General features: G+C 72.0%; 13 protein-coding genes. 4 read left to right on the forward strand and 9 right to left on the reverse strand.

Translation table 11 applies throughout. The annotated features are described in order from the left end of the window. Position 1 precedes the first annotated feature (1 nt). The 4 genes from ACQ614_RS10500 to ctaC all read right to left on the reverse strand — a co-directional run bounded on the left by ACQ614_RS10500 (position 2) and on the right by ctaC (position 4492). On the reverse strand, positions 2 to 1270 hold the full coding sequence (locus tag ACQ614_RS10500) for an Ig-like domain-containing protein (protein ID WP_431678192.1): 1269 nt from the start codon (positions 1268 to 1270) through the stop codon (positions 2 to 4). Positions 1271 to 1452: 182 nt separating this feature from the next. Next, positions 1453 to 1851, reverse strand: a complete 399-nt coding sequence (locus ACQ614_RS10505) for a cytochrome c oxidase subunit 4 (protein ID WP_431678193.1) — start codon at positions 1849 to 1851, stop codon at positions 1453 to 1455. Beyond that, a complete protein-coding gene (gene ctaD, locus ACQ614_RS10510) occupies positions 1851 to 3629 on the reverse strand; it encodes an aa3-type cytochrome oxidase subunit I (RefSeq protein WP_431678195.1) in 1779 nt (592 codons plus the stop codon). The genes ACQ614_RS10505 and ctaD overlap by 1 nt, the downstream gene beginning before the upstream one ends. After that, positions 3626 to 4492, reverse strand: coding sequence for an aa3-type cytochrome oxidase subunit II (ctaC, locus tag ACQ614_RS10515; RefSeq protein ID WP_431678196.1), 867 nt, complete (start codon positions 4490 to 4492; stop codon positions 3626 to 3628). Before ctaC ends, ctaD begins: the two co-directional genes overlap by 4 nt. A gap of 339 nt (positions 4493 to 4831) precedes the next feature. Between ctaC and ACQ614_RS10520 the strand changes: the two genes are divergently transcribed. Then, complete coding sequence (locus ACQ614_RS10520; protein WP_431678198.1) at positions 4832 to 6295, forward strand: cysteine desulfurase/sulfurtransferase TusA family protein; 1464 nt, start codon at positions 4832 to 4834, stop codon at positions 6293 to 6295. 25 nt (positions 6296 to 6320) lie between these two features. Here ACQ614_RS10520 and ACQ614_RS10525 read toward each other — a convergent pair whose 3' ends face one another. Beyond that, positions 6321 to 7295: a carbohydrate kinase family protein gene (locus ACQ614_RS10525; RefSeq protein WP_431678200.1), complete on the reverse strand. Its 975-nt coding sequence runs from the start codon at positions 7293 to 7295 to the stop codon at positions 6321 to 6323. Positions 7296 to 7528: 233 nt separating this feature from the next. Here ACQ614_RS10525 and ACQ614_RS10530 point away from each other — a divergent pair, with 233 nt between their 5' ends. Then, positions 7529 to 7744, forward strand: a complete 216-nt coding sequence (locus ACQ614_RS10530; protein WP_363489287.1) for a hypothetical protein — start codon at positions 7529 to 7531, stop codon at positions 7742 to 7744. Between the two features lie 131 nt (positions 7745 to 7875). Further along, positions 7876 to 8451 (forward strand): hypothetical protein, encoded by a 576-nt coding sequence (locus ACQ614_RS10535; protein ID WP_431678201.1) that lies wholly within the window; start codon positions 7876 to 7878, stop codon positions 8449 to 8451. Positions 8452 to 8532: 81 nt separating this feature from the next. On the opposite strand, the gene ACQ614_RS10540 is transcribed toward ACQ614_RS10535, so the two are convergent. Next, positions 8533 to 8886, reverse strand: a complete 354-nt coding sequence (locus ACQ614_RS10540) for a HesB/IscA family protein (protein WP_055587162.1) — start codon at positions 8884 to 8886, stop codon at positions 8533 to 8535. A 206-nt stretch (positions 8887 to 9092) separates the two neighbouring features. Here ACQ614_RS10540 and ACQ614_RS10545 point away from each other — a divergent pair, with 206 nt between their 5' ends. Then, positions 9093 to 9944, forward strand: a complete 852-nt coding sequence (locus ACQ614_RS10545) for a GNAT family N-acetyltransferase (protein ID WP_431678202.1) — start codon at positions 9093 to 9095, stop codon at positions 9942 to 9944. Between the two features lie 78 nt (positions 9945 to 10022). Here the strand turns inward: ACQ614_RS10545 and ACQ614_RS10550 are convergent, their stop codons facing one another. The 3 genes from ACQ614_RS10550 to ACQ614_RS10560 form a co-directional block, all read right to left on the reverse strand. Next, the gene (locus ACQ614_RS10550; protein ID WP_431678204.1) at positions 10023 to 11390 is read right to left on the reverse strand and encodes a pyridoxal phosphate-dependent decarboxylase family protein; all 1368 of its coding nucleotides are present in this window, start codon (positions 11388 to 11390) and stop codon (positions 10023 to 10025) included. A 187-nt stretch (positions 11391 to 11577) separates the two neighbouring features. After that, the gene (locus tag ACQ614_RS10555) at positions 11578 to 12042 is read right to left on the reverse strand and encodes an Lrp/AsnC family transcriptional regulator (protein WP_363489279.1); all 465 of its coding nucleotides are present in this window, start codon (positions 12040 to 12042) and stop codon (positions 11578 to 11580) included. A gap of 123 nt (positions 12043 to 12165) precedes the next feature. Beyond that, complete coding sequence (locus ACQ614_RS10560) at positions 12166 to 13092, reverse strand: NADP-dependent oxidoreductase (RefSeq protein ID WP_431678206.1); 927 nt, start codon at positions 13090 to 13092, stop codon at positions 12166 to 12168. Positions 13093 to 13244: the final 152 nt, after the last annotated feature.

Raw genomic sequence — 13244 nt, forward strand, 5'->3', positions numbered from 1 at the left:
GTCAGAGCTGGGGCTGCATGTCCCCGGAGGCCCTGGCGGCACTCTCGGTGGCACCGGCGGTGGAGATCTGACCGCCCGTCGCCGAGTGCTTCACGTAGTCCGTCCAGGAGATGTTCCAGTCGCCGAAGCCGTTGCCGAACGGCTCCATCTCGTGGCCCAGGCTGTTGACCACCTGGACGATGTCGCCGACCCGGGTGTTGTCGTAGAACCACTTGGCGTTCTCGGTGCTCATCCCGGTGCAGCCGTGGCTGACGTTGGCCCGGCCCTGGGAGCCGACCGACCAGGGGGCCGCGTGCACGTACTCGCCGCTCCAGGTCACCCGGGTGGCCCATTCCACCTGCAGGTCGTACGAGTCGGCGCTGCCGGAGGGTATGCCTATCGTGTCGCCGCTCATCCGGACGCTGGCCTCCTTGCCGAGCACGACCTTGATGCCGTTGCGGGTGTCGAAGCCGGGCTTGCCGGTGGTCACCGGGATGGTGCGGACCACTTCGCCGTTGCGGCGGTACGTCAGCTGGTGCGAGGCCGCGTCCACGACGGCCTCCACCCGGTCTCCGGTGCGGAAGGAGAGACTGCTGGGCTCGCCGCCGTAGAGGCCGTCCGAGACCGGCATGCCGGTGAGGTCGAAGGACAGCTTCACCGTGGCGTTGGCCGGCCAGTACTCCTGCGGGCGGAAGTGGAGGTTGCTGTCGTCGACCCAGTACCAGGCGCCGGTGACGGCGGGCTGGGAGGTCACCGTGAGGCCCTGCTCGACCTCGCGGCGGGCCGCCGGGTCCTTCACCGGGGCGGAGAGCTTCACCGTGAGCGGCTGGCCGACGCCGTAGACGCCGCTGCCGGAGGAGTCCGGGCCGAGCTGGGCGGTGAGCAGGTTCTGCGCCGCCAGCGTGCTGAACGAGGAGGTGGTCTCGCCGCGGCCGCCCTTGCCGTCGTCAGCGGCTATTCGGACGGTGTAGGCCGTGCCGGCCCGCAGCTTCCCGGTGGTCTGCCAGCTGCGCCCGTCCTCCGACAGGCTGCCGGCCACCAGGCGGCCGTCCGGGCCGGAGACGGTGACGTCCGTGAGGGTGCTGCCGGGTTCGGCGGTCACCGTGAAGGGCTTTCCTGGGTCGACCCGTTCGCCGGACGGGGTCCGCACCAGCGGTGCGGCGTCCACGATGCGGGTCACCGGCCCGACGGCCGAGTCCGGGCTTCCGGACGAGCAGGCCGCGATCGGGGCCAGCAGGATGAGGGCCGTTATGCCGGCCCGGCCGTGTGCGAGTCTCCGACAACCGTTCACCGGTGCCTCCGAGGTCTCCCGACGATGTACCAGAGCCTAGGAACGAGCGGGAGCCGTCAGCACCCCGGGAGGGACGGCCGTTGCACCAGGCGGGTGAGAGATCGTGGGGCGGCCCGGGGAACGCGCGAGGGCCGGGCGCCCCCCGAGGGGGTGCCCGGCCCTTGCTCCGACGTGCCGGAACCTTACTGGTTCTGGTCCTCGCCGCGGTAGAACTCGAAGACCCAGCCGTAGATGCCGACCAGGATGATCGGCAGCGACCACCAGAGCAGCCACCAGCCGAAGATCACGCCGAGGAAGGCGAGCGCGCCGCCGACCGCGAGCGAGAGCGGCTGCCAGCTGTGCGGGGCGAAGAAGCCCAGCTCGCCGGCGTCGTCCGCGACCTCGGCCTCGGGGTTGTCACCGGCGCCGCTGTCGACCCGGCGGGCGGTGAAGGCCAGGTAGTAGCCGATGAAGGCACACAGGCCGAACGCCAGGAACAGCGCGGTGGTACCGGCCGGCTCCTTCGACCACAGACCGTAGACGATGGCCATGATCAGAATGAAGGCGGCGAAACCGCCGAAGATCTTGCCCTGCTCCTTCATCAGGCGTCGCCCTCCTTCTTGGACTTGCCCAGCTGCGGACGGTCGTACTGCGCCGGGGTCACGCCCGCGAAGTGCTTGGCCTGCTCACCGTGGTTCTCGAGGTAGTCCAGCGCGGCGATCTCCGGGTGGTGCAGGTCGAACGCCGGGGATTCCGAGCGGATGCGCGGCAGGGTGAGGAAGTTGTGCCGCGGCGGCGGGCAGGAGGTCGCCCACTCCAGCGAGCGGCCGTAGCCCCACGGGTCGTCCACCTCGATCTTCTCGCCGTACTTGGCGGTCTTCCAGACGTTGTAGAGGAACGGCAGGATCGACAGGCCGAGCAGGAACGAGCCGACGGTGGAGACGCTGTTCAGCGTGGTGAAACCGTCGGAGGCCAGGTAGTCGGCGTAGCGGCGGGGCATGCCCTCCGCACCGAGCCAGTGCTGGACCAGGAAGGTGGCGTGGAAGCCGATGAACAGCGTCCAGAAGGTGATCTTGCCGAGCTGCTCGTCGAGCATCTTGCCGGTCATCTTCGGCCACCAGAAGTGGAAGCCGGCGAACATCGCGAAGACGACGGTGCCGAAGACCACGTAGTGGAAGTGGGCGACGACGAAGTACGAGTCCGAGACGTGGAAGTCGATCGGCGGGGAGGCGAGCAGAACACCCGTCAGGCCACCGAAGAGGAAGGTGACCAGGAAGCCGATCGTCCACAGCATCGGGGTCTCGAAGCTGAGCGAGCCCTTCCACATGGTGCCGACCCAGTTGAAGAACTTCACACCGGTCGGGACGGCGATCAGGAAGGTCATGAAGGAGAAGAAGGGCAGCAGCACCTGGCCGGTGACGTACATGTGGTGGGCCCACACGGTCACGGACAGGCCGGCGATCGCGATGGTGGCCGCGATGAGGCCGGAGTAGCCGAACATCGGCTTGCGGCTGAAGACCGGGACGATCTCCGACACGATGCCGAAGAACGGCAGCGCGATGATGTAGACCTCGGGGTGGCCGAAGAACCAGAACAGGTGCTGCCACAGCATGGCGCCACCGTTGGCCGGGTCGAAGACGTGCGCCCCGAACTTGCGGTCCGCCTCGAGGGCGAACAGGGCGGCGGCCAGGACCGGGAAGGCCAGCAGGATCAGCACGGCGGTCAGCAGGACGTTCCAGACGAAGATCGACATCCGGAACATCGTCATGCCGGGCGCGCGCATGCAGATGATGGTGGTGATGAAGTTGACCGCACCGAGGATGGTGCCGAAGCCGGAGAAGGCCAGGCCCATGATCCACATGTCGGCGCCCACGCCCGGCGAGCGGACGGCGTCGGACAGCGGCGAGTAGGCGAACCAGCCGAAGTCGGCGGCGCCCTGCGGGGTGAGGAAGCCGGCCACCGCGATGATCGAGCCGAACAGGTAGAGCCAGTAGGCGAACATGTTCAGACGCGGGAAGGCGACGTCGGGGGCGCCGATCTGCAGCGGCATGATCCAGTTCGCGAAGCCCGCGAACAGCGGGGTCGCGAACATCAGCAGCATGATCGTGCCGTGCATGGTGAACGCCTGGTTGAACTGCTCGTTCGAGAGGATCTGCGTCCCCGGACGGGCGAGTTCGGCGCGCATGACCAGGGCGAGGATGCCGCCGATCAGGAAGAAGGCGAACGAGGTCGCCAGGTACATCGTGCCGATCGTCTTGTGGTCGGTGGTGGTGAGCCACTTGACGATCGCGTTGCCCCGCTTGCCGACACGGGCGCTCTTGCCGGCCGTGACGCCCCCGGCGCCCCCGCCGGCCGCGGCGGGCTCGTTGAGGATGGTCACTTCTTTTCACTTCCCGTGTGCTCGGCGGGACCGAGGAGGCCGGAGGGCACCGCGCCGGACTGGCCCTTGGCCCGAAGCTCCTTCAGGTGCTGCTCGTACTGGTCGTGGGTGACGACCTTGACGTTGAACAGCATCCGGGAGTGGTCCTGACCGCAGAGCTCGGCGCACTTGCCGGCGAAGGTGCCGAAGGAGGTCGGGGTCACCTCGAACCGGTTCACCACGCCCGGCACGACGTCCATCTTCATGAGGAAGTTGACGGGCCAGAAGTCGTGGATCACATCGTTGGAGGTGAGGACGAACTCCACCGACTCGTTGATCGGCAGGTACAGGGTCGGCACCTCGGCCGGCGTGCCGACGTCGTACGCGGCGTTGGTGTTCGCCGGGTCCGGGATCTCGGTGTTCTCGTAGTTGAACGCCCAGTTCCACTGGAAGCCCACCACGTTCACCACGTGCTGCGGCTTGGCGCTGACCTTGGTCAGTACCGCCTCGTCACGGGCGACGAAGTAGAAGAGCACCGAGACGATGACGAGGGGGACCGCGGTGTACAGCGCCTCGATGGGCACGTTGTACCGGGTCTGAGCGGGGATCTCCACCTTGGTGCGGCTACGCCGGTGGAAGATCACGCTCCAGAGGATCAGACCCCACATCAGTGCGCCCACTGCCAGCGCCGCGATCCACGAGCCCTGCCACATGTGGAGGACCAGGGGGCCTTCCTCGGTGACGGGCGAGGGGAGGCCAAGCCTGGGGAGGTCGTTGGCCGAGCAGCCGGTGGCGGTCGCGATGACGAGGCCCAGTGCCAGCGCCTGAGGCAGCTTCCGCCGCATCGTGCGCCGCGGCGAGCGGTCGGAGCCGTTGGGACTCACGTAGCGCCTTCCCGAAGTCTCGCCCGCGATCGCGCCGCCTCCGGGAGTGCTGTTCGCCTCCCCGGCGACCCGGCCACGGGCACGGTTTGAATGCTTATGCGGGCCAAACGCTACTCCATCCTTATGCGGCACTCACGAGCAGCCCCCGCTAACGCGCCGCCCGCCTACCCGATCAGCCCCGGCAGGTCCGTAGGCCCAGGTCATGGCGGGCATTCGAGGGTCGCACGCCCGATCGGGGGACCCGGATGCGACACGCGGGTGACGGCCCGTCGGACGGGACGAACACGGCGAAATCGGGCGCCTGCACGTCGACCCGCCGAGCGGGGATAGCGTGGAAGGGTGTCGTACTTCGATGTGGCCTCCACCGCACCCCTGCACCCCGTCGCCCGGCAGGCGCTGAACGCCGCGATCGACGAGGGGTGGGCCGACCCGGCACGGCTCTACCGCTCCGGCCGGCAGGCCCGGATGCTGCTGGACGCCGCACGCGAGACCGTCGCCGCGGAGCTCGGCGCCCGGGCGGACGAGGTCTCCTTCGCCGCCAGCGGCACCCAGGCCGTTCAGCTCGGCATGCTCGGCGCCCTGCGCGGCAACCGCCGCCGCGGCGCCCACCTGGTGCACTCCGCCGTCGAGCACTCGAGCGTGCTGCACACCGCCGAACTGCACGAGGCGCAGGGCGGCGAGGTGTCGGTCGTCCCGGTGGACCGCAACGGACGGGTGAAGGCCACCCGGTTCGCCGCCCGGTTCCGCGACACCACCGCGCTCGCCGTGCTGCAGAGCGCCAACCACGAGGTCGGCACCGTCCAGCCGGTCGACGAGGTGGCCGACCTGTGCGGCAACGTCGGCATCCCGCTGCTGGTCGACGCGGCGCAGAGCGCCGGGCGGCTGCCCGTCCCGCACGGCTGGTCGCTGCTGGCGGCCAGCGCCCACAAGTGGGGCGGGCCGGCCGGCGTCGGCGTGCTCGCCGTCCGCAAGGGCGTCCGGTACGCCTCCCCGCTGCCCTCGGACGAGCGGGAGCGCGGACGGGTGCCCGGCTACGTCAACGTGCCGGCGATCGTGGCCGCCGCCGCCTCGCTGCGCGCCGTGCGCGCCGACGCGGAACGGGAGAACGCCCGGCTGCACGGGCTGGTGGAACGCATCCGCACCCGGGTGCCGGAGCTGGTGCCGGAGGTCGAGGTGGTCGGCGACCCGGTGCGGCGGCTGCCCCACATCGTCACCTTCTCCTGCCTCTACGTCGACGGCGAGGTGCTGCTCGGCGAGCTCGACAAGGCGGGCTTCGCGGTCTCCTCCGGCTCCTCCTGCACCTCCTCCACCCTGACACCGAGCCACGTGCTGGCCGCGATGGGGGTGCTGACCGAGGGCAATGTGCGGGTCTCGCTGCCGTTCGGGGCCGCGGAGGAGGACGTGGAGCGGTTCCTCGCGGTACTGCCGGAGCTGGTCTCCGGGGTGCGGGCGCCACTCGGCCTCGACCTGCCGGCGCCCTCGGCAGCAGCGGCGACGGCCGAGGAGGAGCCGGCGGACGACGGGGCGGCCGGGGCGGCTGACGGTCCGGCGGAGGAGGACGCGGAGACGCTGGTGCTGGACGACCTCGGCAAGCGCTGCCCGCTGCCGGTGATCGACCTGGCCCGGCGGATCGGCGAGGTCCCGCCCGGCGGCACCGTGGTGGTGCTCGCCGACGACGAGGCCGCCCGGCTGGACATCCCGGCCTGGTGCGCCATGCGCGAGCAGGAGTACCTCGGCGAGGCCCCGGCCGCGCAGTACGGCGCGGACCGGGGCACGGCCTACCTGGTCCGCCGGGTGGACTGAGCGTTCACCCGGCGACCGGGCGGGGTCAGGCGAGCTTGGCGCGGACCTCGGCCGCGGCCTCCTCGCCGTATGCGGCGGCGAAGCGGTCGGTGAAGTGGGCGCGGCGCAGCTCGTACTCCTGGGTGCCGACGGTCTCGATCACCAGGGTGGCGAGCATGCAGCCGACCTGGGCGGCGCGCTCCAGGCCGAGGTCCCAGGACAGGCCGGCGAGGAAGCCGGCGCGGAAGCCGTCGCCGACGCCGGTCGGGTCGGCCTTGCGCTCCTCGGCGGGGCAGCCGACGGTGATCGCGGGCTCGCCCTTGCGCTCGATCCGGACGCCCTTGGGGCCGAGGGTGGTGACGCGGGTGCCGACGCGGTTCAGCAGCTCCTCGGCGTCCCAGCCGGTCTTGGACTCGATGAGCGCGGCCTCGTACTCGTTGGTGAAGAGGTACGCGGCGCCGTCGACGATCTCGCGGATGTCGTCGCCCTCCAGGCGGGCCAGCTGCTGGGAGGGGTCGGCGGCGAAGGCGTAGCCGCGGCTGCGGCACTCCTGGGTGTGGCGGACCATCGCCTGCGGGTCGTCGGCGCCGATCAGGACGAGGTCGAGGCCGCCGACGCGGTCGGCGATCGGCTTGAGCTCGATGTTGCGGGCCTCGGCCATGGCGCCGGTGTAGAAGGACGCGATCTGGTTGTGGTCCAGGTCGGTGGTGCACATGAAGCGGGCGGTGTGGCGGGTCTCGGAGATGTGCACCGAGTCGGTGTCCACGCCGTTGCGCTCCAGCCAGCTGCGGTACTCGTCGAAGTCTGCGCCGGCCGCGCCGACCAGGACGGGGCGCAGGCCGAGCACGCCCATGCCGAAGGCGATGTTGGGGCCGACGCCGCCGCGGCGGATGTCGAGGGTGTCGACCAGGAAGGAGAGCGAGACGGTGTGCAGCTGCTCCGCGACCAGCTGGTCGGCGAAGCGGCCGGGGAAGGTCGTCAGGTGGTCGGTGGCGATCGAGCCGGCGACGGCGATACGCACGGGGGTCTCCTCGGGTGGCCTGATGGCGGCCGGAAGCAGCGGTGGACCCACCTACGGTACAGCCAAGTGTCCCGGAGACCGGGTCGACCCGAACCGGTACTACCCCGGAGTAGCCCTGGTGGGGTGACCTGCGGCGGCCTAGGGTCGCAACACGGGGCCGGCGTCGTCCGGCCCCGGCCAGGCGCGCCGCGGCAACGAGGCCGCGGCCCGGCGATCGGAGCGAGACAGCGATGATGCCCACCCAGTCCCCCGGCCTTGTCCCGAGCGCGCTCTGCGGGGAGGCGGACGGGGACACCCTCGACGCCCTGGTCAGCTCGTCCCGCCGGCTCGGCCTGTTCTGGCCGCTGCTGGCTGCGGGCCCGCAGCCCGCGGCCGTCCGGCCCTCGGGCGTGTCGGTGCCCTCCGGCGCGCAGCGGCTGGTCGCGTCGATGGCCGAGTACGGCAGCTGACCGACGCAGCGCCACCCCCTTCTCCCCTGCGCCCTCCGGCCGGGTGGAACCGGTTTTCTCCGGGGCACGTCAAACCGGCGCAGCACCGCTTCGGTGGCGGGTTCGCTGGACCCTCGGGAGGAAGTCGCACCATGGACGCAAGGACCGCAGTCGTACCGTTCGGGGCCGCTCGCCGGCGGCGGGCCGCCGTGCTGGCGGCGGGGGTGGCGCTCGCCGTCTCGGCAGTGGCGGCCTGTGGGTCGCAGACCGCGGGCAGCGCGGGCGGCGCGCCCTCCGCGCAGCCGACGGCGGGCGCGAGCGCCCCGTCCGGGTCGCCCTCGCCGAGCCCGTCGGACAGCCCGACGGCGGCCCCCGAGCCGGGGCAGCCGACCGGTCCCGGGATAGCCGTCGGCGAGCCCGCTCCGACCGCGGCCAGCCTGCCTGCGATCGGGTACTCGCTGACGGACCGCACGCACCTGACCGTGTACTTCTACGGCGGGGTGTGCGAGGAGTACGCCCTGAGGGCGGACGAGCAGGCGCCGGGGCTGGTGCGCGTCCGGGTGGTGGTGTCGAAGCCGGCGCCGCGCGGCAAGGAGTGCCCGGCGCTCGCGAAGCGGGATTCCGTGTCGGCGCAGCTGGCGCAGCCGCTGGGCGAGCGCAATGTGATCGACATGACGTCGGGGACGGGGCTCACCGTGCTGGGTGACACGCCGGGCGGGCCGCGTTGACCCCGGCCGGTTGACGCCGCAGAACGCCGGAGGGCGGCCCCGCATCGGGGCCGCCCTCCGGCAGTTCGGCTGTGGCGCGGCTCAGCTGAAGGAGTCGCCGCAGGCGCAGGAGCCGGTGGCGTTGGGGTTGTCGATCGTGAAGCCCTGCTTCTCGATGGTGTCGACGAAGTCGACGGTGGCGCCGCCGAGGTACGGGGCGCTCATGCGGTCGGTGACGACCTTCACGCCGCCGAAGTCCTTGACGACGTCGCCGTCCAGCGAGCGCTCGTCGAAGAACAGCTGGTAGCGCAGGCCGGAGCAGCCGCCCGGCTGCACGGCGACGCGCAGCGCGAGGTCGTCGCGGCCCTCCTGCTCGAGCAGGCCCTTGACCTTGGCCGCGGCGGCGTCGGTGAGGATGATGCCACTCTCGACGGTGGTCTCGTCCTGGACGGTCATGCTTACTCCCGGTCTGTGACGACAGTGTGCCGCCAGTGCCAACCGGCGGCCTCCCGGATTCATTTCCGGTCGGTGGTATTTCCGGGGGACGTTTTCGTCGCCCGCTCCCCCACGTCTCCCATGCTCGCACATCGCCGCACGGAGCTCGGCCTCCGATCTCGGCAAACCCGCCGCGGCGGGGGCCGCCGGGGGCCAGGATGAGATGCGTGATCGTTCGCCGGGTCAGGGACAGTGCCGCGGATGCCGTGGCCGTCAGGGAGGTGGCGTGGGCGGCCTTCGGGGAGCCCCTCGAAGGGCCCGGCCGGGCGGTGCGGCACGAGTCGCGGACGCGGCACCTCGCGCAGACCGACCCGCAGGGGTGCTGGCTGGCCGAGCAGGACGGCCGGGCGGTCGGGGCGGCGCTGTCGCTGCGGCGCGAGGGCCTGTGGCTGCTGGCGCTGTACGTGGTCGACCCGGCGGTGCAGGGCCAAGGGGTGGGGCGGCTGCTGCTGGAGCACGCGGCCGGGCACGGGCGGGGGTGCCTGCGCGGGATGCTGTGCGCCTCGCCGTCGCCGGCGGCCGCGCGGCGGTACCGACTGGCCGGGTTCACGCTGCACCCGGCGATGCTGCTGCGCGGGCAGGTCGACCGGGCGGGCCTGCTGGACCCGGGCGACATCCCGGTGCACCCCGGCGGGGCGGCGCAGTTCCACCTGCTGGATTCGGTGGACCGCCGGCTGCGGGGGGCCGCGCACGGCCCGGACCACGGGTTCATGCTGGCGCACTACGAGGAGCTGCTGGTCGCGGACTCGCTGGCGGGCAGCGGCTACTGCTACCGGGACGGCGGCGGGGTGAAGGCGCTGGCGGCGACGTCGAAGCGGATCGCGACGCGGCTGCTGCGGGAGGCGCTGGCGCGGGTGCCGGACGGGACGGAGGCCCGGGTGGAGTTCCTCACGGCGGAGCAGGAGTGGGCGGTGGACGTCGGCCTGGAGGTGGGGCTGAGCCTGGAGACCCGGGGCTACCTGGGCCTGCGGGGGATGCGGCCGCCGTTGCCGTACATCCCCAGCGGCGCCTTTCTCTGACGGGGTCGACCGCAAGGGGCGCATGGGCGGACCTCCCGGCCGAAGGCTGGGGGGTCCGCCCATGCGCCCCTACTGGTCTCACGCCATGGTGGCGAGGATCTCCTCGACCATGTCCATGGTGGTGCCGGGGTGGAGGAAGGCGAAGCGGGCGACGGTCTCGCCGTCCCAGCCGGTGGGGGTGACGAAGCCGATCTGGTCGGCGAGCAGCTGCTGCGACCAGCGGTAGTAGTCCTGGTGGGTCCAGCCCTTGCGGCGGAAGCAGACCGCGGAGAGCTGCGGGTCGTGCAGCAGTTCCAGGTGCTCGGTGTCGCGGATGAGCTGTGCGGTGTCCTGGGCCAGCTTGAGGCCGGTCTCGATGGCGTCGGTGTAGGCCTGGGTGCCGTGGACGGCGAGGGAGAACCAGAGCGGCAGGCCGCGGGCGCGCCGGGTGAGGTGGTAGGCGTAGTCGGTGGGGTTCCACTCGTCGCCCTCGGTGTGCAGGACGTCGAGGTAGGAGGCGTCCTGGGTGTGCACGGCGCGGGCGAGCTGCGGGTTGCGGTAGAGCAGGGCGGCGCAGTCGAAGGGCGCGAAGAGCCACTTGTGCGGGTCGACGACGAAGGAGTCGGCGTGCTCGATGCCGTTGTAGCGCTCGCGGACGGAGGGCGCGAAGAGGCCGGCGCCGCCGTAGGCGCCGTCGACGTGGAACCACAGGCCGCGTTCGCGGGTGACCTCGGAGAGGCCCTGGAGGTCGTCGACGATGCCCTCGTTGGTGGTGCCGGCGGTGCCGACCACGGCGATGACGGTCTCGGGGTTCGGGTCGGCGGCCAGGGCGGCGCGCAGGGCCTCGCCGGTGAAGCGGCGGTCCACTGTCGGGACGACGAAGGCCTCGACGCCGATGATGTTGAAGGTGTTCTTGACCGAGGAGTGCACCTGGTCGGCGACGGCGATCCGCAGCCGGGCCTCGGGCCCCACGCCGAGCCTGCGGCGGGCGGTGTCGCGGGCGACGACGAGGGCGGAGAGGTTGCCTGCGGAGCCGCCGGAGACGAAGGTGCCGCCGGCGGAGGCGGGCAGTCCGGCGCGGTCCGCTATCAGGCGGAGCACCTGGTTCTCGGCGGCGATGGCGCCGGCGGCCTCGAGCCAGGAGATGCCCTGGAGGGAGGCGCAGGAGACGACCATGTCGAAGAGCAGGGCGGCCTTGGTGGGGGCGCAGGGGATGAAGGAGAGGTAGCGGGGGCTGTCGGCGGAGATGACGGCCCGGGACAGCTCGTGGTCGTAGAGCTTGAGGACGTCGCCGGGGTCGTTGCCGTGCTCGTTGAGCAGGCCGGAGAGGTGGGTGCGCAGGTGCTCGCCGTCGCCGGGGTGGTCGAGCGGGACGGGGTTGTACTGCAGCCGCTCGCGCATGTAGTCGAAGACGAGCTCCACGAGCCGGCTGTCGGGCTGGTGCATGCGGTCGGGGGCTGCGGACACGGGGGTCCCTCTCGTTCGGGCTGCGGGGCTGTGCGGGCCGGTGCCAGTGGGGTTTCTGGGGCGTACCGGACACGATCAGCGTAGGCAGCGGCGCTGTTGCGGCGCGCGTCGGAACGGGGCCGCGCGGGCAGCTTTCGTGCGTGTTCGAGGGGGGTCGCGCAGCTTTCCTGCGTGGGTGCCGGAGGGGTCAGCCGATGAGCCGGGAGAGCACCACGGAGCTGCGGCTGCGCTGGACGCCGGGCTCCTTGCGGATGCGCTCGATGACGGCCTCCAGGTGCCGGGTGTCGGCGGCGCGGAGGTGGACGAGGGCGTCCGGGTCGCCGGTGACCGTCCAGGCGGCGACGACCTCGGGGAACTGGCGGAGGCTGGCGAGGAGCTCCTCGGGGCTGGTCCGCTCGCGGCAGTAGATCTCGACGAAGGCCTCGGTCTGCCAGCCGAGCAGGGCGGGGTCGAGGACGACGGTGAAGCCGCGGACGATGCCGCGGGCGCGGAGCCGGTCGATGCGGCGGCGGACGGCGGTGGCGGAGAGGTTGGCGAGCAGGCCGATCTCGGCGTAGGAGGCGCGGCCGTCCTTGCTGAGGTGTTCCAGCAGGAGGCGGTCGGTCTCGTCGAGCGACGCCCCGCCCGGGTCCGAGGGTCGGTGCGTGCTCATGCCGGGGACTCCACTGGTGGTGCGTGCGGGGGCGGTGGGGCCGTCGGGGTGGGACGGCACACCGCCCCATTCTGGCGGACGCGCGGTTCGGGACCGACCGGCGCTCCCTGTTGCCGGTCGGTCTCAGTCCACCAGCAGCACGATCTTGCCGCGGGTGCGGCCCTCGGCGTTGAGGGCCTGGGCGGAGGCGGCCTGGGAGAGCGGGAAGGTGGAGGCGACCGGGACGCGGAGCTTCCCCTCGTCGGCGAGGCGGCCGAGCGCCTCGAGGCCGGCGGCGTCGGGGCGGGCCCAGACGTAGTGGCCGCCGCGGGCGACGACGCCGTAGTCGGTGACCGAGGCGATGCCGGAGGGGTCGCGGACGAGCTGGGCGGAGACCTCGACGGCGTCGCCGCCGATCAGGTCGAGGGCGGCGTCGACGCCGTCGGGGGCGAGTGCGCGGACGCGGTCGACCAGGCCCTCGCCGTAGGCGACGGGTTCGGCGCCGAGTTCGCGCAGGTAGTTGTGGTTGCGTTCGCCGGCGGTGCCGATGACCCGGGCGCCGTGGGCGGTGGCGATCTGGACGGCGAGGCTGCCGACGCCGCCGGCCGCGGCGTGCACCAGGACGGTCTGGCCCTCGCGGATGCGCAGGGTGGTGACGAGTGCCCGGTGGGCGGTGAGCCCGGCGAGCGGCAGGCCGCCGGCCTGGGCCCAGTCGAGCGAGGCGGGCTTGCGGGCGAGGGTGCGGACGGGGGCGGAGACGAGCTGGGCGTAGGTGCCGTGCTCGGCGGAGTCCTTGCGGACGTAGCCGACGACCTCGTCGCCGGGCTTGAACTCGGTGACGCCGCCGCCGACGGCCTGGACGGTGCCGGCCATGTCCCAGCCCATGATCAGCGGGAAGTGGACGTCCATGATGCCGTCGAGGTACCCCTCGCGGAGCTTCCAGTCGACCGGGTTGACGCCGGCGGCCCTGACCCGGACCAGTACGGAGTCCGGTCCGACCTTGGGATCGGGCACGTCGGTGTACTCGACGACCTCGGGGCCGCCGTACTTCCTGATCACAATCGCCTTCATGGTCCAAGACAACGCGATGGCGGCCCGATGGCGGCCGGGCCACGCCGGTGAAGGCGCCGATCCGGCGAGCGGTTCTCGTCACATCGACAGAACGGCCATCGTCAGAGTGACGCTAACGGGTTATCATAGATAGCGTCAGATAGACGAGAAGG

The organism is Kitasatospora dryopteridis (assembly GCF_050749075.1).
Lineage (GTDB): Bacteria > Actinomycetota > Actinomycetes > Streptomycetales > Streptomycetaceae > Kitasatospora.